Source organism: Stenotrophomonas sp. DDT-1 (assembly GCF_001580555.1).
GTDB lineage: Bacteria > Pseudomonadota > Gammaproteobacteria > Xanthomonadales > Xanthomonadaceae > Stenotrophomonas > Stenotrophomonas sepilia.
Map to the genome: position 1 here is coordinate 26,679 of NZ_LEKR01000005.1, position 24,089 is coordinate 50,767.

The 24,089-nt window shown below is 68.0% G+C and carries 22 protein-coding genes; 10 read left to right on the forward strand and 12 right to left on the reverse strand.

What is annotated here, in order from left to right:
* Positions 1–396: a diacylglycerol kinase gene (locus AB839_RS03860; protein WP_061478360.1), complete on the reverse strand. Its 396-nt coding sequence runs from the start codon at positions 394–396 to the stop codon at positions 1–3.
* Between the two features lie 213 nt (positions 397–609).
* Between AB839_RS03860 and AB839_RS03865 the strand changes: the two genes are divergently transcribed.
* Positions 610–1,311 carry an SGNH/GDSL hydrolase family protein gene (locus AB839_RS03865; protein ID WP_061478361.1) on the forward strand — a complete coding sequence of 234 codons (702 nt, stop codon included), beginning with the start codon at positions 610–612 and terminating at the stop codon, positions 1,309–1,311.
* A 93-nt stretch (positions 1,312–1,404) separates the two neighbouring features.
* On the opposite strand, the gene AB839_RS03870 is transcribed toward AB839_RS03865, so the two are convergent.
* From AB839_RS03870 to AB839_RS03880, 3 genes are all read right to left on the reverse strand, one after another.
* Positions 1,405–2,676, reverse strand: coding sequence for a HAMP domain-containing sensor histidine kinase (locus AB839_RS03870; protein ID WP_061478362.1), 1,272 nt, complete (start codon positions 2,674–2,676; stop codon positions 1,405–1,407).
* A 153-nt stretch (positions 2,677–2,829) separates the two neighbouring features.
* Positions 2,830–3,543, reverse strand: a complete 714-nt coding sequence (locus tag AB839_RS03875; protein WP_002811889.1) for a response regulator transcription factor — start codon at positions 3,541–3,543, stop codon at positions 2,830–2,832.
* An 87-nt stretch (positions 3,544–3,630) separates the two neighbouring features.
* Positions 3,631–4,275 (reverse strand): arylesterase, encoded by a 645-nt coding sequence (locus tag AB839_RS03880; protein ID WP_061478363.1) that lies wholly within the window; start codon positions 4,273–4,275, stop codon positions 3,631–3,633.
* Positions 4,276–4,350: 75 nt separating this feature from the next.
* Here AB839_RS03880 and AB839_RS03885 point away from each other — a divergent pair, with 75 nt between their 5' ends.
* Both AB839_RS03885 and AB839_RS03890 read left to right on the forward strand, forming a co-directional pair.
* Positions 4,351–4,998, forward strand: a complete 648-nt coding sequence (locus tag AB839_RS03885; RefSeq protein WP_061478364.1) for an ATP-binding cassette domain-containing protein — start codon at positions 4,351–4,353, stop codon at positions 4,996–4,998.
* On the forward strand, positions 4,995–7,508 hold the full coding sequence (locus tag AB839_RS03890) for an FtsX-like permease family protein (RefSeq protein ID WP_061478365.1): 2,514 nt from the start codon (positions 4,995–4,997) through the stop codon (positions 7,506–7,508). The genes AB839_RS03885 and AB839_RS03890 overlap by 4 nt, the downstream gene beginning before the upstream one ends.
* Before the next feature lie 101 nt (positions 7,509–7,609).
* Here AB839_RS03890 and AB839_RS03895 read toward each other — a convergent pair whose 3' ends face one another.
* The 5 genes from AB839_RS03895 to AB839_RS03915 all read right to left on the reverse strand — a co-directional run bounded on the left by AB839_RS03895 (position 7,610) and on the right by AB839_RS03915 (position 13,021).
* Positions 7,610–8,545 (reverse strand): DUF6607 family protein, encoded by a 936-nt coding sequence (locus tag AB839_RS03895; RefSeq protein ID WP_061478366.1) that lies wholly within the window; start codon positions 8,543–8,545, stop codon positions 7,610–7,612.
* Between the two features lie 72 nt (positions 8,546–8,617).
* Complete coding sequence (locus AB839_RS03900) at positions 8,618–9,217, reverse strand: hypothetical protein (protein ID WP_061478367.1); 600 nt, start codon at positions 9,215–9,217, stop codon at positions 8,618–8,620.
* A gap of 4 nt (positions 9,218–9,221) precedes the next feature.
* Positions 9,222–11,378: a TonB-dependent hemoglobin/transferrin/lactoferrin family receptor gene (locus AB839_RS03905; RefSeq protein WP_061478368.1), complete on the reverse strand. Its 2,157-nt coding sequence runs from the start codon at positions 11,376–11,378 to the stop codon at positions 9,222–9,224.
* Between the two features lie 189 nt (positions 11,379–11,567).
* Positions 11,568–11,762 carry a hemin uptake protein HemP gene (locus tag AB839_RS03910; RefSeq protein WP_005412278.1) on the reverse strand — a complete coding sequence of 65 codons (195 nt, stop codon included), beginning with the start codon at positions 11,760–11,762 and terminating at the stop codon, positions 11,568–11,570.
* 287 nt (positions 11,763–12,049) lie between these two features.
* Positions 12,050–13,021, reverse strand: coding sequence for an aldo/keto reductase (locus tag AB839_RS03915; protein ID WP_061478440.1), 972 nt, complete (start codon positions 13,019–13,021; stop codon positions 12,050–12,052).
* A gap of 193 nt (positions 13,022–13,214) precedes the next feature.
* Here AB839_RS03915 and AB839_RS03920 point away from each other — a divergent pair, with 193 nt between their 5' ends.
* The 5 genes from AB839_RS03920 (at position 13,215) to AB839_RS03940 (ending at position 18,115) form a co-directional block, all read left to right on the forward strand.
* A complete protein-coding gene (locus AB839_RS03920) occupies positions 13,215–14,513 on the forward strand; it encodes a nucleoside transporter C-terminal domain-containing protein (protein ID WP_061478369.1) in 1,299 nt (432 codons plus the stop codon).
* A gap of 25 nt (positions 14,514–14,538) precedes the next feature.
* A complete protein-coding gene (locus AB839_RS03925; protein ID WP_010481872.1) occupies positions 14,539–15,504 on the forward strand; it encodes a ribokinase in 966 nt (321 codons plus the stop codon).
* A gap of 149 nt (positions 15,505–15,653) precedes the next feature.
* Positions 15,654–16,085, forward strand: coding sequence for a hypothetical protein (locus AB839_RS03930; protein WP_061478370.1), 432 nt, complete (start codon positions 15,654–15,656; stop codon positions 16,083–16,085).
* Positions 16,086–16,232: 147 nt separating this feature from the next.
* On the forward strand, positions 16,233–17,228 hold the full coding sequence (gene dusB, locus AB839_RS03935; RefSeq protein WP_061478441.1) for a tRNA dihydrouridine synthase DusB: 996 nt from the start codon (positions 16,233–16,235) through the stop codon (positions 17,226–17,228).
* A 59-nt stretch (positions 17,229–17,287) separates the two neighbouring features.
* Positions 17,288–18,115 carry a class I SAM-dependent methyltransferase gene (locus tag AB839_RS03940; RefSeq protein ID WP_061478371.1) on the forward strand — a complete coding sequence of 276 codons (828 nt, stop codon included), beginning with the start codon at positions 17,288–17,290 and terminating at the stop codon, positions 18,113–18,115.
* Positions 18,116–18,172: 57 nt separating this feature from the next.
* Here the strand turns inward: AB839_RS03940 and AB839_RS03945 are convergent, their stop codons facing one another.
* From AB839_RS03945 to AB839_RS03955, 3 genes are all read right to left on the reverse strand, one after another.
* On the reverse strand, positions 18,173–19,240 hold the full coding sequence (locus AB839_RS03945) for a metal-dependent hydrolase (protein ID WP_061478372.1): 1,068 nt from the start codon (positions 19,238–19,240) through the stop codon (positions 18,173–18,175).
* Positions 19,241–19,359: 119 nt separating this feature from the next.
* Complete coding sequence (locus tag AB839_RS03950; protein WP_061478373.1) at positions 19,360–20,160, reverse strand: UDP-2,3-diacylglucosamine diphosphatase; 801 nt, start codon at positions 20,158–20,160, stop codon at positions 19,360–19,362.
* Positions 20,157–21,872 carry a lysophospholipid acyltransferase family protein gene (locus AB839_RS03955; RefSeq protein ID WP_061478374.1) on the reverse strand — a complete coding sequence of 572 codons (1,716 nt, stop codon included), beginning with the start codon at positions 21,870–21,872 and terminating at the stop codon, positions 20,157–20,159. Before AB839_RS03955 ends, AB839_RS03950 begins: the two co-directional genes overlap by 4 nt.
* A 334-nt stretch (positions 21,873–22,206) precedes the next feature.
* Between AB839_RS03955 and metK the strand changes: the two genes are divergently transcribed.
* Together metK and AB839_RS03965 are read left to right on the forward strand one after the other, a co-directional pair.
* A complete protein-coding gene (gene metK / locus AB839_RS03960) occupies positions 22,207–23,418 on the forward strand; it encodes a methionine adenosyltransferase (protein WP_005408103.1) in 1,212 nt (403 codons plus the stop codon).
* Between the two features lie 140 nt (positions 23,419–23,558).
* Positions 23,559–24,065 carry an acyl-CoA thioesterase gene (locus tag AB839_RS03965; RefSeq protein ID WP_005415314.1) on the forward strand — a complete coding sequence of 169 codons (507 nt, stop codon included), beginning with the start codon at positions 23,559–23,561 and terminating at the stop codon, positions 24,063–24,065.
* Positions 24,066–24,089: the final 24 nt, after the last annotated feature.

Here is a 24,089-nt window from a genome sequence, read left to right on the forward strand (position 1 = left end):
TCAGCCGTATTTGCCGGCCATTGCATGCGGGACCACGACCAGCGCCCAGCACAGAAGCACGTTCATCATCAGCACGAACACCGCCGCCGAGCCCATGTCCTTGGCGCGGCCGGCCAGCTCATGGATCTCGCTGCCGTAGCGTTCGATCACCGCTTCGATGGCCGAGTTGGCCAGTTCCATCGCCAGCACCAGCAGCATCGAGCCGATCAGCAGCGCGCGTTCGACCGGCGTCTGGCCCAGCCAGATCGCGATCGGCGTCAGCAGGATCAGCAGGTAGACCTCAAGCCGGAACGAGGACTCGTGCAGCCAGGCAGCGCGCAGGCCCTGCCAGGACCAGCGGGCGGCCTGGAAGATGCGGCGCGGGCCGCGCGGCAGGTGGCCGAACTGATCAGCCACGGATGGAACATCCAGCAACGGGGGCGCGGCGCAGCGACCGCTCAGACGCACGGCAGGGAATCATGGGTGCACAGGAATAGGCAGATGGCGGCCATTTTGCCACAAGGCCGCCAACCGCAGCCCGCGCCGGCCCACTGAACGGCCTGCCAGGGGCAAGCAACGGCCCGGGCATGCTCCTATGATGGATGCCCCCCTTGCCTGCTGGAGCGCCTGATGTCCCGTCGCCGTACCTGCCTGCTGATGCTGGGCCTGCTGACTGCCGCACCGCTGGCCCAGGCGCTGAGCCCGGCCGAGTCGCCGCGGGTGCCCGAACAGGTTTCCAACGTGGCCTGGGCCGGCGACATGGCCCGCTTCGCCGGCGCCGACCAGTCCAACCCGCCGCCGCGCGGTGGCATCGAGTTCATCGGCAGCTCCTCGATCCGCTTCTGGGAGAGCCTGGCCACCGACTTCCCTGGCCAGCCAGTGTTCAACCGCGGCTTCGGCGGCTCGGAAGTGCGCGACAGCACCTGGTACGCCGACCGCATCGTGGTGCCGTATGCGCCCTGCAAGGTGTTCTTCTACGCGGGCGACAACGACCTCAACAGCGGTCGCAGCCCCGTGCAGGTGCGCGACGACGTGGTTGCCTTCGTGCAGCGCGTGCATCGCGACCTGCCGAAGACCAGGGTGGAGTACCTGTCGATCAAGCCGAGCCCGTCGCGCGCGCACCTGCTGCCGGCGATCAACGAAGCCAACACGCTGATCAAGGCTGCACTGGCGAGGCTGCCCAATACCGGCTTCACCGACATCTACACGCCGATGCTCGGCACCGATGGCCAGCCGGATGCGACGCTGTTCCGCGAGGACATGCTGCACATGACCCCGGCCGGCTATGCGATCTGGACCAGGGCGCTGGCGCCGAAGGTCAACTGCAACTGAGGGACTGCGGACGCCGGGCATGGCCCGGCGCTACTGCAACCCCATCCACGCATGGCGTGGATCTACTGAATCACGGGCAATGGGGTCGGAGGATCAGCGGAACACCACCGTGGCCTCGGTGCCCTTGCCCGGCTCGCTGGCCAGGCTGACCTTCCAGCCGAAGCGGTCGCACAGCCGGCGCACGATCGACAGGCCCAGGCCGGTGCCCTGCGGACGGCTCGGCTCGGCGCGGTAGAACGGTTCAAACGCGCGCGACAGCGCCTCGGCGGACATGCCGATGCCGGTATCGCGCACCACCACCCGGTCATTGAGCACGTGCACGTCGATACGCCCTTCGTCGGTGTAGCTGCAGGCATTGCGCACCAGGTTGCTGACCACCACCTGCAGCACCCGCGGCGGTGCGTGCAGCTGTACCGGGCCTTCGCCGTGCAGGTGCACCGATACGGGCCGGTTGCCCAGCAGCTCGTTGGCGTTGTCCACCTCGTAGCGGACGATGTCGTTGACGTCGAACACCTCGATCTGCGGTTCGACATCGGCCTCGCGGGCCAGGATCAGGAACGCGTCGATCACCGCTTCCATGTCACGGCCTGCACGCTGGATGCGCTGCAGGCTGCGGCGCAGGCGCGGCTGCAGGGTTTCATCGCCCAGGGCCATGTCGCTGGCCACGCGGATGACGGTCAACGGCGTGCGCAGCTCATGGCTGGCATCACGGGTGAAGTTGCGCTCGCGCGCCACGTGCGCGCTGACCCGGTTGGCCAGTGAATGCAGTGCGGCCGCCAGCTGGCGGGTCTCGCCCTGCATGTCCGCCGGCAGCTTGTTCGGCTCCAGATCGGCCGCTTCGGGGTGGCCCGGGTCCCAGCGCGAGACGCGCCGCGCCAGCCAGTTCACCGGCGACACCAGTCGTTTGGAGGCACGGTAGGTGACCCAGCTGGCGCCATACACCGCCAACAGGGTCAGCAGCACCGGCACGATGCCGAACCAGAACGCCAGCATCTCCGCGCGCGAGCGCAGGAACACCAGGTACAGGCGACCGGCAGGGCGCACGTCGACCAGCACCAGCTGGTCGTCCTGGGGCAGCTCGTGGAAGCCAGGCTCCAGGGTGCGCAGGTTGGCCGGCAATGACAGTGCCGACTGCCCGCTTTCCAGCAGGTAGCCGCGGATGTTGTGGGTGTTGGGCGGCGGTTGCACCGGCGACGCCTCGTGCAGCGTCCAGTAATAGGCCGCTTCCTCGCGCAGGGCGGCGCCGACCAGGCTGTGCTTGATCACCAGCGAGACCAGCCAGGCACCGAGCAGGATGCCCAGGCTGGCCAGGACTGCCTGCAGGATGAAGGCGATACGGATCTTGCGCGGCAGGCCGTGCGGCATTGCGGGGTCCCGGTCAGAGCGCTGCGATTATAGGCAGCGCGCTGCGCCGTCGTCGTGCACGGAGGATGACCGGCGGCAACGCCGGCCGGTCATCCGTGCCCGGTGCGGGGTCGTTGCCCGGCCGGGCCTGATGCTGCACAGGCCGGGGCCCGATCAGGCCATCGGCTGGGCAATATCGGCAATGCGGTAGCCGGCGCTCTGCACGGTGTGCAGCAGCGGACGGTCGAACGGCTTGTCGATGATCTTGCGCAGGTTGTACAGATGGCTGCGCAGGGTGTCCGAATCCGGCAGGCCATTGCCCCAGATCTCGCGTTCGATCTCCTGGCGGGTGACCACGCGCGGCGATTCGCGCATCAGGATGGTCAGCAGGCGCAGGCCGATCGGCGACAGCTGCAGCTCGGTGCCGGCACGGGTAGCCCGCATGCTGACCGGATCAAGGACCAGGTCGGCGACCTTCAGCACCTCCGAACCGACCTGGCGGCGTTCGCGACGGATCAGCGCGCGCAGGCGGGCTTCCAGCTCCTGGATCGCGAACGGCTTGGTCAGGTAGTCATCGGCGCCGAACCCGAGGCCGGTGAGCTTGTCGTCCAGCGTGTCGCGTGCCGTGAGCATCAGCACCGGCGTGGACTTGCGCGCATCGTTGCGCAAGCGACGGCACACTTCGATGCCGTCCAGGCGCGGCAACATGAGATCGAGCACCACGACGTCATAGCTGTTCTCCGCCGCGAGGCGGTAGCCATCCAGGCCGTCCTGTGCATAGTCGACTTCGAAGCCGCGACCTTCCAGGTATTCCCCGATCATCTCGGAGATGTTGCGGTTGTCTTCGACCACCAGCACCAAGCCGGAGGTCTCCTTCGTCTGACGCATGTGATTCCCTCTAACTTCAGCTTTGTGAAACATGCCGGATCGACGGTGGACGCGATGTGAAGTTCCGTCAAGAGGTACACAAACGGTTCAGAGCAGCGGCCTGAGCAGCGGCCAGACGTTGTCCAGCACCTTCGGCTGCGCCTGCGCCGTGGGGTGCAGGCCGTCGGCCTGCATCATGCCCGGCTGCAGGGCCACGCCCTCCAGCAGGAACGGCAGCAGCGGCACCTTGTACTGCGTGGCCAGCGCCTTGTAGGCCGCGGCCAGGCGCTGGCGGTAGGCCGGTCCGTAGTTGGGGGGCACGTCGATGCCCAGCAGCAGCACCTTGGCGCCGGCCTTCTGGCTGGCCTGCACCATTTTTCCCAGGTTGCCCTGCACCTGCGCCGGGGTCAGCCCGCGCAGCGCGTCATTGCCGCCCAGCGCGATCACCACCACGGTCGGCTTCTCCCTGGCCAGCAGGCCCGGCAGGCGGGTCAGCGCGCCGGCGGTGGTTTCCCCGCTCATGCTGGCGTTGACGATGCGCGCCGGGGTTTTCGACTGCTGCCTGACCCGCTGTTGCAGCAAGCTGACCCAGCCGGCGTCGGCAGGGATATTGTGGGCGGCACTGAGGCTGTCGCCGAGCACCAGCACGGTGCCGGCCGGACCTTTGGCACAGGCCAGCCCCGGCAACAGCAGGAACCCTAGCAGCAGCACCATCATCGCGCCGGCTCGCCGGCTCCATCCCGTCTTGCGCATTGGAGTCTCCTCATCGACAGCCTGTCCCCCCGCAGCGCGCCCGTCGCCATCGCCGTCGACCAGGTCGGCAAATCCGTGCAAGGCCCGGAGGGTGAAGTCCACATACTGGACAACATCACCCTGACCGTCCATGAAGGCACCAGCGCGGCCATCGTCGGCGCCTCCGGTTCGGGCAAGACCACCCTGCTCGGCCTGCTGGCCGGGCTGGACCTGCCCAGCCGCGGCCGCATTGCGCTGTCGGGCCAGGACCTGGGCGACCTCGATGAAGAAGCGCGGGCCCAGCTGCGCGCGCGCGAGGTTGGCTTCGTGTTCCAGAGCTTCCATCTGCTGCCGGCGCTGACCGCCGCCGAGAACGTCGCGTTGCCACTGGAGCTGGCCGGGCGCGAGGATCGCGCGCGGGTCGATGAAGTGCTGGCCCAGGTCGGCCTCTCCCATCGCGCCCGCCACTACCCGCGCCAGCTGTCCGGTGGCGAGCAGCAGCGCGTGGCACTGGCGCGTGCCTTCGTCACCCGCCCGCGCATCCTGTTTGCCGACGAACCGACGGGATCGCTGGACCATGCCACCGGCCAGCACGTCAGCGACCTGCTGTTCGACCTCAACGCCGGCAGCGGCACCACCCTGGTACTGGTCACCCACGACCTGCGCCTGGCGCAGCGTTGCCAGTACATCCACCGCATCGATGACGGCCGCCTGCTGCCGGTCGAGCGTGGGGCACAGGCATGAACGTGCTGCGCCACGCGTGGCGCGCACTGCGTCGCGAGGCGCTGGCCGGCGACCTGCTGACGGTGTTCGCCGCACTGGTGCTGGGCGTGGCGGTGATGACCGCGGTGGGCACGCTGGTGAACCGGGTCAACCTGGCGCTGACCGGCAGCGCGGCGGAAATGCTCGGTGGCGATCTCGGCATCGCCGGGCGTGATGACCCGCCGCAGGCATTCGCCGACGAGGCACAACGGCGTGGACTGGCCTACACCCGCATCGCCAGCTTCGGCAGCGTGCTGTTCAACGGCGATGCCAGCCAGATGGCCAGCATCAAGGCGGTGCAGGCGGGCTATCCACTGCGCGGCACGCTGCGGGTACGGGCCACGCCCGGCGGGGCGCTGATCGCAGACGCCGGCATGCCGCCCAAGGGCCAGGCCTATGCCGACCCACGCCTGCTGCAGGGGCTCGGGCTGAAGGCCGGCGATGATCTCGAGTTCGGCGCCGGCACGCTGCGCATCGCCGGCATCATCGAGGCCGAGCCCGACACCGGTGGCGACCTGCTGACGCTCTCCCCCACCCTGCTGGTCAACCGCGCCGACGTGGACGGCACGGGACTGCTCGGCCCGGGCAGCCGCATCAACTACCGGCTGATGTTCGCCGGACCAGCCGATCAGGTTGCCGCGCTGCGCCAGTGGTTGCTGCCGCAGGTGAAAGGCCTGCGCCTGCTGAGCGTGGATGACACCCAGCGCGGCGTGCGCCAGGCCTTCGACCTGGCCGGCCGCTTCCTCGGCCTGAGCGCGCTGCTGGCGGTACTGCTGGCCGGCGTGGCCACGGCGCTGGCGGCCAACCGCTTCGCCCTGCGCCGCATCGACCAGGTGGCGATCCTGCGCTGCCTGGGTGCGCGCCAGCGCGACATCCTGCTGGGCCTGGCACTGCAGCTGCTGATGCTGGCGGTGCCGGCCTGTGCGCTCGGCATCGGCCTGGGCATGGCCGCGCAGGAAGGCCTGGTGCAGGTGCTGGGCAGCCTGGTGCCGCAACGCCTGCCGTTGCCCGAGGCGATGCCTGCGCTGACCGGCGCCGGCATCGGCCTGCTGCTGCTGTTCGGCTTCGGCCTGCCGCCACTGCTGCGCCTGCGCGGGGTACCGCCGATGCGCGTGCTCAACCGTTCCTTCGCCGCCCTGCCGCCGGCGTCGTTGCTGGCCTATGTGGCAGCGCTGGCGGCCAGCCTGCTGCTGGCGGTACAAGTCACCGGCGACCTGAAGCTGGCGTTGTGGGTGCTGGGCGGCCTGGCCGCGCTGGCGCTGGCCGCCGGTGTGGTCGGCTTCGTGCTGCTGCAGCTGCTGCGCGGCCTGCAGCACCGCCTGCACGGCCACTGGCGGCTCGGCCTGGCCGCGCTGACCCGGCGCCGGCTGCTCGCGGTGATGCAGCTGGTCGGGCTGTCGCTGTCGCTGTGCGCGCTGTTGCTGCTGGCGGTGACCGGCCCCGGCCTGCTGCAGCAATGGCGCGAGCGACTGCCTGCGGATACGCCGAATTACTTCCTGATCAACATCCAGCCCGAGCAGCGCGACAGTGTGCTGGCCGCATTGCGTGGACTGGGCGCCAACGACGCCAGCATCGAACCGATGGCCACCGGACGGCTGATCGCGATCAACGGCAAGCCGCCGCTGCGCGTAGACCGCGAGCCAGGACAGGACGGGCAACCGGCCCAGGGCGGCCAGCGCGATGACGATGACGAGAACCGGCCACTGAACTTCAGCTGGCGCAGCACCTTCCCGCCGGCCAATACGCTGGTCAATGGCACGTTCTGGAAAGCCGACAGCACCGCGCCGGAAGCTTCGGTGGAAATCGGCTGGGCCAAGCGTTACGGCGTGTATCCGGGCGATCGCATCACCATTGCAGTGGGCGAGCAGGAACGCGAGTTCACCGTCACCAGCGTGCGCAAGGCCGACTGGAACACCTTCCGGCCGAACTTCTTCGTGTTGCTGAACCCGAATGCGGTAGGCGACACCCCGCACAACCTGCTGTCGGCCTTCCATCTGCCGGCCGGCAAAGCGGCGGGCCTGGGCGAACTGGTACGCGCGCAGCCGAACCTGTCGCTGCTGGACGTGGATGCGGTGATTTCGCAGGTGCGCGATGTGATGGAGCGCGTGGCGCAGGCGGTGCAGCTGGTGATGGTGTTCAGCCTGCTGGCCGGCGTGCTGGTGCTGCTGGCCGCACTGCAGGCCACCGCCGGCGAGCGCCGCTACGACAGCGCGGTGCTGCGCACGCTGGGCGCGACCCGGCGCCAGCTGCGTGGCGCGGTGCTGGTGGAGTTCGGCGCGCTGGGCACGCTGGCGGCGATGCTGGCGGTGGGCGCGGCCGCTGCGATTGGCGTGGCGGTCTCGCAGAAGGTGTTTGAGCTGCCGTTGCTGCCGCCCTGGCCCGGCCTGCTGATCGGCGGCGTGGTCGGCATCGGGTTGAGCCTGTTGGCGGGTTGGTGGGGTACGCGGGCGATCCTGCATACGCCGCCGGCACTGGCGTTGCGCGAGGCCTGAGGCGGTTGCGCCTCCGGATGGCGTGCCGAGCAAGCCCGGCCCCACCGGCAGCCGGTGGATGCGGTGCCGGGTACGCCCGGCACCCATCTCCATCGCGGCGATCAGCCTTCCTTCGGCGCCTTTTCCACGTACTTGGCGAAGACCTCGTCGATCTGCGCGTCCTTCACCTGCTTGCCGGACTGGATCGCTTCGGCCTGGGTGAACAGCGGAATGATCATCGCCATGCCATCGATCCTGGTCTTCAGGTGCACGCCCGGGGCCTGACCGAGGAAGCCGTCCCAGCGCTGGCGCACCTTGGCCCAATAACCTGCAGTGGCTTTCCAGTAGTTGCGCGCCGGGGTGAAGTCGACCTCGGTTGTCTTGACGTAGTCGTTGAAGCCGAACTCGCGGGCGATCTCCACCTGGCTGCCGTCGGCGTTGCGCTGCACCTTGGTGTTGAACTGCTCGTGGGTCCAGCCATTGGGCGTGAGCGTGTGGCGGTTGACCACGGCCAGCGCGTTGTAGTCGCTGCGCTTGGTGTACTCACGACGCGGCAACGGGCGCCAGCTCAGGTCGCTGGTCCAGCTCGGCACGTCGTTGGTGTACGTCCATTTGCCGGTGCCACAGTAGCGCGGTGCATCGCTCACTTCATACACGCACTGGGTCCAGGCGCCCTGGTTCACCGCTGCGGGAATGCGGCGTACCTGCCAGGTCTGGTCGGCGCTGAACTCGAAACGGCTGGGCGCTTCGTAGACCCAGTCCTGGCGCCAGTGCTTGGTGATGTGGCCGCTCTTCTCATCGAGCAACAGGTGCTGCAGCACGATGCGCTGCGGGGTGTCCTCGACCACGATGACCACTTCGCTGCCGCCGCTGCGCATCGCCGGCGCACGCTCGTAGCCGGGCTTGAGCAGCACGGTCTCGTCGAACGCGAAGTCGACGGTGTACTCGCCCTGCATGGCCAGGATGCTGTCGTGGTCGCGGGCGATGTCGGAGAGCTGCGCGCTGGCCACGCCGCTGGCAGCGAGCAGCAGCATGACGCTGGCTGTCTGGAACTTCATCGGGTCTTCCTTCGGGGTTGCAGGTTCGTTGAGAGGCCGTCCAGGGCCGTCGGGCGTTCCATCAGGAAAGGATCACAGGCGGATCAGCGGCAGGTCGCCGGGGATACGCGGTGCCGGCCGGCGCGCGGCGTCGGCGCAGCAGCAATCGTCGATCGCCAGCTCGCCTTCGGCACCTTCCAACCGTGCGATGCGACGCGCGGTGGCCGCGCCCAGCGAGGACAGGGTCGACAGGCTGGCCGCCAGGGTGCGGCCCTCGTCCGCGGCATGCAGGCGCAGCGAGCACAGGCGCCAGCGCTGGCCACCGAGGTGCCCGGCCAGGCGACGCCACAGGCGTTCGCCGACACTGCCATCGCGGTCGTGCTGCGGGCCCGGCGGCAGCGCCGCGACCAGCCGGTCCCAGGCCAGGAAATCGCTGTCGGGCAGCAGGTACAGGCGCCACACGCAGCGGCCGCGGGCATCAAGGAAACACAGGCTTTCGCGTATGCCCTCGCTGTCCACGCCCTGGCAGGCGTGCACGCGCACCGCCTGGCGCCAGCCACCCAGCTCGTTGCCGTCGGCGTGGTACAGGCACAACACAGTGCCGAGCGTGGCCAGCTGTGCCGGGGTCGGCCAGGCCGCGCTGCCCTGCACGGCGATGGCGTCATTCCTGCGTGCGGACAAGGCTCGGCTCATGAGGTCACCAGGAAACGGCGAGGCTGGCGGAAAGGGTGCGGCCCGGGCTGGTGTAGCGATCCAGCACACGGCTGGTCGGCGACAGCGTCGAACCCACGTTGGACCAATCGATGTAGCGCTTGTCGCCCAGGTTGAACACGCCGACGTTGAAGGTCGCGCCCGGGGCGAAGTTCCAGTGCGCCATCAGGTCGGCCACGCCGTAGCCGGCCGGGCGGTACACCGTCGCTGCAGTGACGCGGTCCTTGCGCTTGACGAAGGTACCGGCCAGTTCGACGCCCCAGGCGTCGGCGTCGTACATCAGGCCGACGGTGCCGCGCAGCGGGTCGACCGAATCCAGCGGAGTGTCCTCGGTCTTGTTGTCACCGCGCGACCAGGCCACCGAGCTGCGCAGCGCCCAACCCTGGAGCGCCGGGTTGATCTGACCGAAGTCAACGCCAGCCTTCAGTTCAGCACCGTAGATGCGCGCATCGGCGATGTTGCGCGACTGGAACACCATCAGGCCCTGCGCGTTGGTACCGACCAGCGACTGCGACTCGATGAAGTCCTTGTACTCGTTGTAGTAGCCGCTGACGCTGACGTAGGCGGCCGGTGACAGGAAGCGCAGGCCCAGCTCCAGGCCGTCGCTGGTTTCCGGCTTCAGGTCCGGATTGGGGATGGCGGTGTAACCGAAGGCGAAGTTGGTGAAACCGAGGTTGACGTCGTTGTACGGCGGCGAGCGGAAGCCACGCGAATAGCCGGCGAACAGCGACCATTCGTCGGTGAAGCGGTAGACCATGCCCAGCTTCGGCGAGACGCTGGTCTTGGTCAGCCGGGCCACCGCAACGCCGGGATTGTCGTCGGCGAAGATGCTGTCCACTTCCGGCTTCAGTTCGTAGCGGTCCACGCGCACGCCCGGCACCAGCGACAGCTTGCCGCCGGACATGCGCATTTCATCCTGCGCATACAGGCCCAGCTCGGTGGTCTTGCTGATCGGGAAATCGCGTACCGGGAAGGCGTCGGGCAGGATGGTGGTGCTGGTCTGGCCATTGGCCAGAACCTGATAGCCATCGCGCTTCTGGCGGATCTCGGTACGCGCGCCTTCGAAGCCGTAGGTGAGCGCATGTTCGACACTGCCGGTGCTGAACGCCTTGTTGAATTGTGCCTGCAGGCCGTACACGCGCTGGTCGAAGTTGAACTCGCGGTGGCGGCGGCTGCGGTTGGCGCGGTCCTCGTCGGTGATCTGGTTGGTCTCGCTGTGCTGGATATACAGCTGCCAATGCAGGCTGTCGGCGAAGCCCTTGTCCAGCGCATCCATTTCATGGGCGAACGACACGCGGGTACGGTTCTGCGTGTCGCGCGCCTTCATGCCGGTGGTGGTGGTGCGGTCGATCGAGGACAGCACGTTGGTATCGGTGGTGTCTTCGTTGCCTTCCACGGTCAGGCGGAAACGCTGGTCCTCGCTCGGTGCATAGACCAGCTTGGCCAGGCCACTGCGACCGTCGCGGTCCTGCGGATTGGGCGCGGTACGGGTGTTGTCGAGGCTGCGCACATCGCCCTTGTTGCCGGTTTCCTGGCCCTGGCGATGGTTGATGTTGACCATGCCGCTCCAGTGTTCGCCGCCGAACGCGCTGGTCACGCCGCCGAGCAGGCCCTTCCACTCACCGTCGTAGCCGAACTTCAGGCCGACGTAGCTGTCCTTGCCATCCTTCAGGTAATCGGCCGGATCCTTGGTGACGAAGGCCACCACGCCGCCGAGCGCATCGGACCCGTACAGCGAACTGGCCGGGCCGCGCACGATCTCCACGCGCTTGAGCGTGTCCAGATCGGTGAAGTTGCGGTTGGCGTTGGAGAACGAGCCGATGTTGAAGCTGGTGGGCATGGCGATGCCATCGGTCTGCACGCGCACGCGGTTGCCGTCCAGGCCACGGATGCGGATGCTGCCAAGACCGAAGCGCGCGGCGCTGCGGCTGACCGACAGGCCCGGCTCGTAGCGCAGCAGATCCTTGATGTCCTGCACCAGGTGCCGGTCCATCTGCTCGCGGTCGATGACATCGACGGTGGCCGCCACGTCACTCACTGCCCGCTCGGTGCGGGTGGCGGTGACCTGCACGCGGTCGAAGTCGCGCGCATCGGGCGCGGCGGTGGCCGCGGCAGCAGCATGGGCGGACAGCGGCAGGGCCATCCAGACGGCGAGGCAAAGGGCGGTAGGGCGGGTCATCGGGTTCGTTCGGTCAGGCAGGGGACCCCCCGGTTACCGGCACACCCGGGAGGTGCACGCGGTAGACCGAGGGGGAGAGAGCGGGCGCGGACGGGTCGCCCACCCTGCCGGCCCTGCCGGCAGGAGGGAGGGAGGCGGGCGACCAGGCCGCGGTTACTTGGTCAGGATCAGCTTGTCGTTGCTGGTGTGCCGCAGGCGGTAGAAGCGGTCGCCGTGCTGGATCAGGATTTCACGACGGCCCTTGAGCAGGGCTTCGCTGTCGATCACCTCTTCCGGCGGAACGACACGGACCGGGCGATCGCGGAGGGTCAGCGTTTCGGGGCGCAGCAGTACAGGTTGAGCATTCATGAGCATCTGGACTCGTGCGAGGGACGAGTCAAATGATAATGATTCTCAGTTGACAATCAACAACCATTCTCAATTTGATTGATGGGATTAATGATCGAATTCGAAAATTCAATAGGTGTCATCAATCAAAAGATGGCGCGGCGCTTTTGTAGAGTCGAGCCATGCTCGACTGCTCCTGGCACCGTCGCCTGGCAACGCCCGCGCTGCGCGCGGAGTCGAGCATGGCTCGACTCTACAAAGACCTGGTCAACCTGAAGTCCAGCATGGCTCGACTCCGCAAAGGGCTGTCAGGCGAAGACGGCCTCGACCTGCGCCCAGCCAGCCGCATCGACCTGCTCCAGCACCTCCAGCGCCTGCAGGTTCTGCAGCAGCTGGCTGACCCGGCTGGCGCCGAGGATCACGCTGGAGACGTTCGGATTGCGCAGGCACCAGGCAATCGCCAGCGTGGCCGGGGCGTGGCCCAGCTCACGCGCTGCTTCGCTGAAGCGGCGCACCTGGGCCAGGCGGGCCTCGGAGTCGTCACCCAGCACCAGCGCCTGCAGCCACTCCATGCCCTCGCGGCCCAGCCGCGCATCGGCCGGAATGCCCTGGTCGTACTTGCCGGTCAGCAGGCCCGAGGCCAGCGGCGAGAAGATGGTGGTGCCCAGGCCGGCACCGGCATACAGCGGCGCATACTCGACCTCGACGCGTTCGCGGTGCAGCAGGTTGTACTGCGGCTGCTCCATCGACGGGCCCTGCAGGTTGCGCGCCTGCGCGATGTCCAGCGCCTGCTGGATCTGCGCCGCCGACCACTCCGAGGTGCCCCAGTAAAGGATCTTGCCCTGCCGCACCAGCGTATCCATGGCATGCACGGTCTCGGCGATCGGCGCGTCCGGATCCGGGCGATGGCAGTAATAAAGGTCCAGGTAGTCCACCCGCAGGCGCTTGAGCGCGGCATGGCAGGCGTCGGTCACATGCTTGCGCGACAGGCCGCGCTGGGTTGGCCGTGGGTCCCTGGCGCTGCCGAAGAACACCTTGCTGGAGACACAGATGCCGTCGCGCGGCAGGCGCAGGTCGGCGATCACATCGCCCATCACCTGTTCGGCGCGGCCGTTGGCATAGCCCTCGGCGTTGTCGAAGAAGTTGACGCCGTGGTCCCAGGCGGCAGCCACCAGGTTGCGGGCCTCGTCGCGCGGGATCTGGTCACCGAACGTCACCCAGGCGCCGAAGGACAGGGCGGAAATCGGCAGGCCGGTGGAGCCCAGGCGGCGGTATTGCATGCGAATCTCCTGCTGCGGGCCCGCATCCGGGCCGGGATCGAGCCCCATTCTACCTGCCGCCGCCGGCCGCAAGCCCTTGCCGTTGCTGGCCTGATCGGTACCGATGGGCGCGCGCACGCTGCTTTTTCTTGCCCCGGCCCCTGCCCTGCACTAGGCTTCCCGTTTTTCGCGACGCCCCAGGGGAGTCACTCACATGGTCGAAGGTTTGGGCAGGATCGGCTTCGGCCTGTTCGGGTTGGCGGTGCTGATCGGCATCACCTGGTTGTTTTCCAACAACAAGCGTGCGGTTGACTGGAAGCTGGTTGCCACCGGTATCACCCTGCAGATCGCCTTCGCGGCGCTGGTGATCCTGGTGCCGGGCGGGCGCGACGTGTTCGATGCGCTGGGCAAGGGCTTCGTCAAGGTCCTGAGCTTCGTCAACGAGGGTTCGGGCTTCATCTTCGGCTCGTTGATGGACACCAAGAACTACGGTTTCATCTTCGCCTTCCAGGTGCTGCCGACCATCATCTTCTTCTCGGCGCTGATGGGGGTCATGTACCACCTCAACGTCATGCAGGCGATCGTGCGCGTGATGGCCTGGTCGATCACCAAGGTGATGCGCGTGTCCGGCGCGGAAACCACCAGCGTCTGCGCCAGCGTCTTCATCGGCCAGACCGAGGCGCCGCTGACCGTGCGCCCGTACATCGCCAGGATGACCCAGTCCGAGCTGCTGACCATGATGATCGGCGGCATGGCCCACATCGCCGGCGGCGTGCTGGCGGCCTACGTGGGCATGCTCGGCGGTGGCGACCCGGTGCAGCAGGCCTTCTATGCCAAGCACCTGCTGGCGGCGAGCATCATGGCCGCACCGGCCACCCTGGTCGTGGCCAAGCTGCTGATTCCGGAAACCGGCACCCCGCTGACCCGCGGCACGGTGAAGATGGAAGTCGAGAAGACCTCCAGCAACATCATCGACGCGGCCGCTGCCGGTGCCGGTGACGGCCTGAAGCTGGCGCTGAACATCGGCGCGATGCTGCTGGCCTTCATCGCCCTGATCGCACTGCTGAACGCCCCGCTGACCTGGATCGGCGATGTGACCGGCCTGGCCGCTGCCATCGGCAAGCCGACCAACCTGTCGACCATCTTCGGCTATCTGCTGGCCCCGATCGCCTGGGTGATCGGCACGCCGTGGGCCGACGCCACCACCGTCGGTTCGCTGATCGGCCAGAAGGTCGTGATCAACGAGTTCGTGGCCTACACCGAGCTGTCGCAGATCGTGAACGGCCAGGTGGCGGGCGTGAGCCTGTCCGACGAAGGTCGCCTGATCGCCACCTACGCGCTGTGCGGCTTTGCCAACTTCAGCTCGATCGCGATCCAGATCGGCGGCATCGGCGGCCTGGCGCCGGAACGTCGCCACGATCTGGCCAAGTTCGGCCTGCGCGCGGTGTTGGGCGGTACCATTGCCACCTTCATGACGGCGACCATCGCCGGCGTGCTGACGCACTTCAGTTGAACCCCTGGTTGAGAAAAGATTTCCTATGAGCAGCAGTGTCGTTGTCGTCGGTTCCTTCAATGTCGATCACGTGTGGCGGTGCGAGTCGCTGCCGGCACCGGGTGCGACCATTGCCGGCCGCTACAGCACCGGCCCCGGTGGCAAGGGCTTCAACCAGGCGGTCGCGGCCTGCCGCGCCGGCGCCGACACGCACTTCGTGTGCGCGCTGGGCGATGACGCCGGTGGCGCCACCGCGCGCGAACTGGCCGCGCAAGATGGCTTCGGCCTGATTGCCGAAGCCAGCAGCGAGCCGACCGGCACTGCGGGCATCTATGTGGACGCGCGCGGCCGTAACACCATCGTGATCGGCCCGGGCGCCAACGCCGCGCTCAGCACCGACTTCCTGCAACAGCAGCAGGCATTGCTGACCGGCGCCAAGGTGGTGCTGGTACAGCTGGAATCGCCGGTGCAGACCATCGAAGCGGCGCTGGCCACGGCCCGCGAGGCCGGTGTCACCACCGTGCTCAACACCGCACCGGCCGACGCGCCCTCGACCATCGGCCTGCTCAAGCTGGCCGATGTGATCACCCCGAACGAGACCGAGTTCGCCGCGCTGCTCGGCCGCCATGTCGGTGAGCGCGTGGATGCCAACGATGTCGCCGCGCTGGATGGCGCCAGCCTGCATGCGCTGTGCCGCAAGCTGGTCGGCAACGGTACCGTGGTGGTGACCCTGGGTTCGGTGGGCGTGTTCGTCTCGCATGCCGACGAGAACCTGCGCGGCGATACCCAGCCGTACTACCGCGTCGGCGCCGAGCAGGTGCAGGCCATCGACACCACCGGTGCCGGTGATGCCTTCAACGGTGCGCTGGCCGCGTCGCTGGCGCAGGTGGCCGACGCCCCGTTCGCCCGCCACGTGCGCTTTGCCAACCAGTTCGCCGGTCGCTCGACCGAGAAGGAAGGCGCTGCAGCGGCGATGCCGCGCTTCACCCCGGCCGACGCCGAAGCCAAGTAATTCCACGCCACGCGTGGATGACAAGGCCCAGGTGCACAGGCACCTGGGCCTTTCTTTTGCACATTGCCCAGCCCCTGCGACCGCCTGTCGCATTGCCCACATCCTGCCCCTCGCTCACGATCCGCGCAGCTTCCTTGCACGGGCAGGACATGGACGGATTCCCCTGGTTGCTGGTCGCGGCCGCAGGCAGTGCCGCTGCGGCGCTGCTGCATATCGGCTGCATCGCCTTCGGCGCCGCGTGGTACAGATACTTCGGTGCCGGCCAGCGCGTGGTCCGGCTCGCGCATGCGGGGCACTGGTGGCCACCGCTGATGACCGCCGGCATCACTGCCGTGCTGGTGGCCTGGACCCTGTACGCACTGGCCGCCGCGGGCTGGCATTCGCCGCTGCCGGCCAGCCGCCTGGTCCTGCCCGCCATCGCTGCCTTGCTGCTGCTGCGCGCCGCGATGGGCTTCGGCCTGGCGCTGTTCCGGCCGGGGTACAACGGCCGGCGCTTCTGGGTGGTCAGTTCGCTGGCCTGCCTGGGCCTGGGGCTGGCCTTCGCCCTGGGTACCCGCCAGGCCTGGCAGAGCCTGGGTTAGCCACCTACCATCGCCCGCCCTTGGGGGCGGCGGAAGCAACCGTCAAGCATCTGCTGATGCCGGTACGGCATGAGGTCGGTGCCGATCGGCCTGAACCCGGGGCCCGCCGACACCGCCCAGGCCGCGCCCGCGCTCTACAATGGGCGCATGCAGATCGGCCCGTACACCATTGCCCCCAACGTCGTGCTGGCGCCCATGGCCGGCGTCACCGACAAGCCCTTCCGCCTGCTGTGCAAACGGCTGGGCGCGGGACTGGCCGCCTCGGAAATGACCATCAGCGACCCGCGCTTCTGGAACACGCGCAAGTCGATCCACCGCATGGACCATGACGGCGAACCGGCACCGATCAGCGTACAGATCGCCGGCACCGAGCCGCAGCAGCTGGCCGAAGCCGCGCGCTACAACGTCGACCACGGCGCGCAGATCATCGACATCAACATGGGCTGCCCAGCCAAGAAGGTGTGCAACGCCTGGGCCGGCTCGGCGCTGATGCGCGACGAGCAGCTGGTGGCACGCATCCTCGAAGCCGTGGTCAACGCGGTGGACGTGCCGGTCACGCTGAAGATCCGTACTGGCTGGGATTGCGACCACCGCAATGGCCCGGTCATTGCCCGCATTGCCGAAAACAGCGGCATCGCCGCGCTTGCCGTGCACGGCCGCACCCGCGACCAGCATTACACCGGCCAGGCCGAGTACGCCACCATCGGTGAGATCAAGGCCGCACTGCGCATTCCGGTGATCGCCAACGGCGATATCGATTCGCCGCAGAAGGCCGCCTACGTGCTGCAGCAGACCGGCGTGGACGCGGTGATGATCGGCCGTTCCGCACAGGGCCGGCCGTGGATCTTCCGCGAAGTGGCGCATTACCTGGCCACCGGCGAGGAACTGCCGCCGCCATCGCTGGCGGAAGTGCGCGACATCCTGCTCGGCCACCTGCATGCGCTGCACGCGTTCTACGGCGAACCGCAGGGCGTGCGCATCGCGCGCAAGCACCTGGGGTGGTATGCCAGGGACCGGCCGGAGAATGCCGCTTTCCGTGCGGTGGTCAACCGTGCCGAAGACCCGCAGAGCCAGATCGCGCTGACCACCGAGTACTTCGACCGCCTGATTGCCGGGGAACCGGCGCTGCCTTCGGCGGCCTGAGCCGCCAATCCTGCGTTTCCGGACAGTCGAGCCTGCTCGACGCTACAAGAGCCCGCCCCATGACCCCGCCGATTTCCTCCCCGACTTACCTGCACGGGTTCTCCGGCACCGAGCAGCAGCGCCTGATGACCCAGGCGCGCCTGCTGGAGTCGAGCATCTTCGGCCAGATCGACTACAGCGGCGCGCGGCGCCTGCTGGAAGTCGGCAGCGGCGTGGGTGCGCAGACCGAGATCCTGCTGCGCCGCTTCCCCGAGCTGCACGTGACCGGCGTGGACCTGAGCGAGACCCAGCTGGCCACCGCGCGCGAGAACCTGGCGCGCACGCCGTGGTGCAGCGACCGCTACACCCTGCAGCAGGCCGATGCCGGTGAGCTGCCATTCGAGGCGCGCAGCTTCGATGCGGCATTCCTGTGCTGGGTGCTGGAACACGTCCCCTCCCCTGCCCGCGTGCTGAGCGAAGTGCGCCGCGTGCTGGCACCGGGTTCGCCGGTCTACATCACGGAAGTGATGAATGCCTCGTTCCTGCTCGACCCGTACTCGCCGCACATCTGGCGTTACTGGATGGCCTTCAATGACTTCCAGTACGACCATGGCGGCGATCCGTTCGTCGGCGCCAAGCTGGGCAACCTGCTGCTGGCCGGTGGCTTCCGCGACGTGCATACCGAGATCAAGACCATCCACCTGGACAACCGCGAACCGGCGCGTCGCAAGACCATGATCGCGTTCTGGGAGCAGCTGCTGCTGTCGGCGGCCGACCAGCTGCTGCAGGCCGGCTCGGTGGACGAGGACACCGTGGAAGGCATGCGCCGCGAGTTCCGCCTGGTGCAGAACGACCCGAATGCGGTGTTCTTCTACTCGTTCGTGCAGGGCCGCGCCACGGTGTATTGAGCCGGTGTTCTGCTGCCGATTGAGGGCGTAGAGCCACGCCATGCGTGGATCCACTGATCAATGCACGGCGGTGTGGTCGGCCGCGCCCGGCACCGCCGCCGGCTCCTGCCAGATCCGCTGCCACATCGCCGCCAGGCGGCGACCAGCGTCGGCACGCGCGGCGGGACTGCTGTAGTCCACCCGCACCTGCTCGGGAACGATCGCCCGCCACTGCCCGTCGGCCTGCCCGGCCACGACGAAATTGAAGGTGTAGTCCGGCTCCAGCCCCATACGCAGGTCGCTCAGCACCAGCCTTCCGTCCACGACCTGCGCACGCATGAAGCCACGGTTGAACCATTGCAGCTGCTGCACCGCCGGGATGGCCTGCGCTTCGCGCAAGGCCTGTACGTTGGACGCATGGCCTTCGAACCGCATCGGCCCGTGGTCGGCCAGCAGCGAACGGTCAGCCACCACGTAGCCGCTGGGTGTCATCGCCACCACCCGCCACAGCAGGGTGTTGAACGGCATCGGCACCGAGAAGCGCGGCGCATCGCCCAGGCCCATCGCGGCCAGGCTCTGCTGCGCGGCCCGATCGACCTGCGCCTTGGCGATCAGCCCCCAGCCCAGGTAGCCACTGCTGAGCAGCAACGCCGCGCCCAGCACCTTGCCCGCCCAGGGCCGCGCACGACCGAACCAGGCCAGCACGCAGCCCAGCAGCAGCCACACCGTGTAGCCGGGGTCGATGATGAAGACGCTGGAGCCCATGGTTGGGTGTGGCCGCAGCGGCCACCACAACTGGGTACCGTAGACGGTGAACGCATCCAGCACGGGATGGGTAACCAGCGCCAGCTGGATCGCCCAGAACCAGCGCAGCGGTGACTGCGCGACGCGGCCGTTGCCGAAGCGCTTGAACAACCACCAGATCAGTGCGGCCACCCAGGGCAGCACCAGCAGCGAATGGCTGAAGCTGCGGTGTTCGGTCATGTTCGCCACCGGGTCGGCCGCAGTGAAGCCAAGCCACAGGGCGTCGAGATCCGGCAAGGTGCCGAGCGCGGCACCGGCCAGCAGGGCCGCGCGGCGATGGCCGGGCGGAGCGATGGCAGCAGCGACTGCGCCACCGAGCACGATCTGGGTCAATGAATCCATGGGCCGATGCTAGCGGCTTGCGCGCGGTGTATGTAGAGCCGAGCCCATGCTCGGCTGCTCTTCGTTGCGCGTAACGTCAGCCGAGCATGGACTCGGCTCTACAGCGGGACGGACGCGGGCTATGCCGCTTGCGACAACCGCGCGCCGGGCAGTTCCAGCAGGGTCTGGCCGCTGTGGTCGAGCAGGCGCAGCGCGCCGTCGTGGTCTTCGACCAGCGCGGTCAGGCTTTCCACCCAGTCACCATCGTTGGCATAGACCAGGCCATCGCGTTCGACCAGCGCGGCGCGGTGGATATGCCCGCAGACGATGCCGTCCAGGCCGCGTCGACGCACGTCGTCCAGCCCGGCCTGCACGAAACGCTCGATGTAGCGTTCAGCGGCGCCACTGCGCTTCTTCAGGAACTCCGACAGCGACCAGTAGCGCATGCCCAGCCGCCGCCGCACTGCATTCAAGGCCTGGTTGCCGGTGAGGATGCGGTAATACAGCCAGTCGCCGAATTTTTCCTGCAGGCCGCCGAAGTGGGTCACGCCGTCATACTCGTCGCCGTGCGCGACCAGCAGCCGGCGGCCATCGGCGGTCACGTGGATGGCGCGGCGGCGCACCTGCATCGCCGGCAGCATCAGACCGCAGACCTGGCGCAGCGAAGCATCGTGGTTGCCCGGAATGTAGATGATCTCGGTGCCGGCACGGCGCAGCGCGTGCAGCGCCTGGATGACCTCGCTGTGCGACTGCCGCCAGGTGGCACGGCGGTGCGCCATCCACCACAGGTCGATGATGTCGCCCACCAGGTACAGCCGTTCACAGCGCAGCTGCGAGAGGAATCGCGCCAGCTCGGTGGCATGGCAATGGCGCGAGCCCAGGTGCACGTCGGAGACGAACACTGCGCGCCGGCGCGGCGACAGGTTCGCCAGCGTGCTCATGCCGGCGTCCCCGCGTCGCGCAGGTAACGTTTGCGCTTGTTCGGCCGGACCGCGCACAGGTCCACCTCGATCAAGCCGTCGATCGAATCGCTGAAGTCAGGGTCGACGCCGAACGCAAGGAAACGCGCGCCTCCGGGTTCGCACAGATCGGTGTACTGGCGATACAGCGTCGGCACACTGGTGCCGAGTGCGTTCAGGTTGGCCTTCAGCACGTCGAACGCGGCGCCTGCATCCAGCTCGCCGAAACTCGGCGGCGCAGCGAAGTACTGGAAGGGGCGGTTCGATTCGGCCAGGCCCGCGCTACCGCTGTAATAGCGCTGGTAGTACGCCACCAGCTGCTCGCGTGCGTCGCGCGGCAGCGCCGCACTGATCGACACCGCGCCGAACAGGTAGCGGATCCCCGGCCGGCACTGCAGGTAGGCACCGATGCCCTGCCACAGGTAGTCCAGGCTGCGGCTGCCCCAGTAATCGGGCACCACGAAGCTGCGGCCCAGTTCCAGGCCCTCGGCGATGTGGGTGATGGCATCGTCGGAATAGCGGAACAGCGACGCGCTGTAGAGCCCGGACAGGCCGTGCCGGGCCAACGCGTGGGCACCACGCATGATCCGGTACGCGCCAGCGATGCGCTGCGCGGCGGCGTCCCAGATCACGATGTGCTCGTACTGCGGGTCGTAGTTGTCGAGGTCACGGCTGCGGCCGGTGCCCTCACCCACCTGGCGGAAGGTCAGTTCGCGCAGGCGGCCCAGTTCCAGCAGCAGTGGCGAATCGGCAGTGCAGGTGGCCAGCAGGATCTGCTTGCCGTCGGCGGTCTGGCCCAGCTGGGTGGCGGCAGCAATGCCAGCGGCGACCTGCGAAGGTGGCACCGGGGCGGCCAGCGGCTCAGGGCCCGCGCAGGCAGCGGCATTGCCGGCCGCGCCATTGCGGCCCAGCGCATAGAGTGCGCGGCGTACCGCCAGCAGTTGGGCACCCGGGTCACCGCCATCGCCCAGCCGCATCGGCTCGCCGATGCTCAGCCGCAGCGGGCGGCCACGACGGGTGAACATCTCGCGCGCCAGCAGCGCGGTACCGGCCGGCTTGAACAGGGTCGAGGCGCCATAGAACAGTGCCGAGTTGCGCGCTTCCACCCGCACCGGCAGCACCGGTGCACCGGCGGCGCGGGCAAAACGGACAAATCCCCGCTGCCAGCGGCCATCGCGGATGCCGCGCAGCGACAGGCGCGAGACCTCGCCAGCCGGGAACACGATCACGCACTGCTCGGCGGCCAACGCCTGCTCCACCGCATGCAGACTGCCGCGCTGCGCCTTGCCGCCCAGGATGCGCACCGGCAACAGCAGATCCTGCAGCGGAGCGATCGCCCCCAGCAGGTCGTTGGCCACGATCCGCACATCGCGGCGGATACGGCCGACTGCGTCCAGCAAGGCCAATGCGTCCAGCGCCCCGGAAGGGTGGTTGGCGACAATCAGCAGGCGGCCGGTGGCCGGAATCTTCGCCAGCGCAGCCGGATCCACCTGGTACTGGCCACCGATGAACTCCAGGCCGGCGGCGACGAAACCGAAGCCGCGCAGGCCTGAGCTGCGCTGCAGGAAGGCTTCGATCTGGTCCAGGCGCGACCAGCGGCCGACGCTGCGCAGCAGCGGCCGTGCCAGCTGGCCACGGCGGCCATGGAACCAATCGGGGAAACGTTGCTGGAGACGCTGTTCGAGTTCCTGCATGGCGGATCCACTGATGCCCGGCGGCCGGATTGGCCGACAGCCTGCGCCCGGCAGGCGGCAGCCAGATGGCGGTTTCGGGGCAGAACGATGACGGCCGGCCCTCTTGACGGCCGGGTCGCGGCCTGCGCGGTCGGGGGTTGGGCAGCCCCGTCTGTTGTCACGCTGGTGGAACACTAGGCCTCGAGGCTGGCCCCCAATCCCGTCGTGACGGCCCCTGCCGGGCCTACGCGGGCTTAACCACCGGCAACCGGTACGGGTTCACAATGCACAGGCGGCGCACCCCGTGTATCATGCGCGCCCATCTTTCCATCCGAATCAAGGGATATTACGCCTGATGTCCAGCTATCTCTTCACCTCCGAGTCGGTCTCCGAAGGCCATCCGGACAAGGTTGCCGACCAGATCTCCGATGCGGTGCTGGACGCGATCCTGACCCAGGACCAGCGCGCCCGCGTGGCCTGCGAGACCATGGTCAAGACCGGCGTTGCCATCGTGGCCGGTGAAATCACCACCAGCGCCTGGATCGACCTGGAAGCGCTGACCCGCAAGGTCATCACGGACATCGGCTACGACAGCTCCGACGTCGGCTTCGACGGCGCCACCTGCGGCGTGCTGAACCTGATCGGCAAGCAGTCGCCGCACATCGCCCAGGGCGTGGACCGCAAGAAGCCGGAAGAAATGGGCGCTGGCGACCAGGGCCTGATGTTCGGCTATGCCACCAACGAGACCGACAGCTACATGCCGGCCGCGATCCACCTGTCGCACCGCCTGGTCGAGCAGCAGGCCAAGATCCGCAAGAAGAAGAACTCGCCGCTGTCGTGGCTGCGCCCGGACGCCAAGAGCCAGGTCACCCTGCGCTATGAAAACGGCGTGGTCTCGGCCATCGACGCCGTTGTCCTGTCGACCCAGCACGCCCCGGGCATCAAGCAGAAGGACCTCATCGAGGCCGTCCGCGAAGAGATCATCAAGCCGGTGCTGCCGGCCAAGTGGCTGCACAAGGGCACCAAGTTCCACATCAACCCGACCGGCAAGTTCGAGATCGGCGGCCCGGTGGGCGACTGCGGCCTGACCGGCCGCAAGATCATCGTCGACACCTACGGCGGCTGGGCCCGTCACGGTGGTGGTGCTTTCTCCGGCAAGGACCCGTCCAAGGTCGACCGCTCGGCCGCCTACGCGGCCCGCTACGTCGCCAAGAACGTGGTTGCCGCCGGCCTGGCCGACCGTTGCGAAGTGCAGGTCTCCTACGCCATCGGCGTGGCTGAGCCGACCTCGATCTCGGTCACCACCTTCGGCACCGGCAAGATCAGCGACGACAAGATCGAGAAGCTGATCCGCAAGCACTTCGACCTGCGCCCGTACGGCATCATCAAGATGCTGGACCTGATCCACCCGATGTACCAGCAGACCGCGGCCTATGGCCACTTCGGCCGCAAGCCGAAGGAGTTCAGCTACCTCAACGGCGAAGGCGAGACCGTCAACGCCACGGCCTTCTCCTGGGAGAAGACCGACCGCGCCGCCGCCCTGCGCGCCGATGCGAAGCTGAAGTAAGCAACACGAAGGGCCGCTCACGCGGCCCTTCTGCTTTCTGTAGAGCCGAGCCCATGCTCGGCTTTCTTTTTCCTGCGACAAGAGCAGCCGAGCATGGGCTCGGCTCTACAAGAGCTACGCCACGCCGATACAATCGCCCCATGTCGACCGAACTGAAAACCCACCAGCTGTCCATGACCGTGCTGATGTCGCCGGAGATGGCCAATTTCTCCGGCAAGGTCCACGGTGGCGCGATCCTGCGGCTGCTTGACCAGGTGGCCTACGCCTGCGCCAGCCGCTATGCCGGCAGCTACGTGGTCACCCTGTCGGTGGACCAGGTGATGTTCCGCCAACCCATCGCGGTGGGCGAGCTGGTCACGTTCCTGGCCTCGGTGAACTACACCGGCACCTCATCGATGGAGATCGGCATCAAGGTGGTGGCCGAGGACATCCTCAAGCGCAGCGTGCGCCACGCCAACAGCTGCTTCTTCACGATGGTGGCGGTGGACGAGGAAGGCCGGCCGACGCCGGTACCGCCACTGCAACCGGCCACCTCCGACGAGAAGCGCCGCCAGGCCGCCGCACAGATCCGCCGCCAGCTGCGCCAGGAAATGGAACAGCGGCACCTGGAACTGCTGGCGTCGAATCCGCCGTCGCCGGAGGAGTGAGGGCGTGCGGGGCACGCCCCGCAC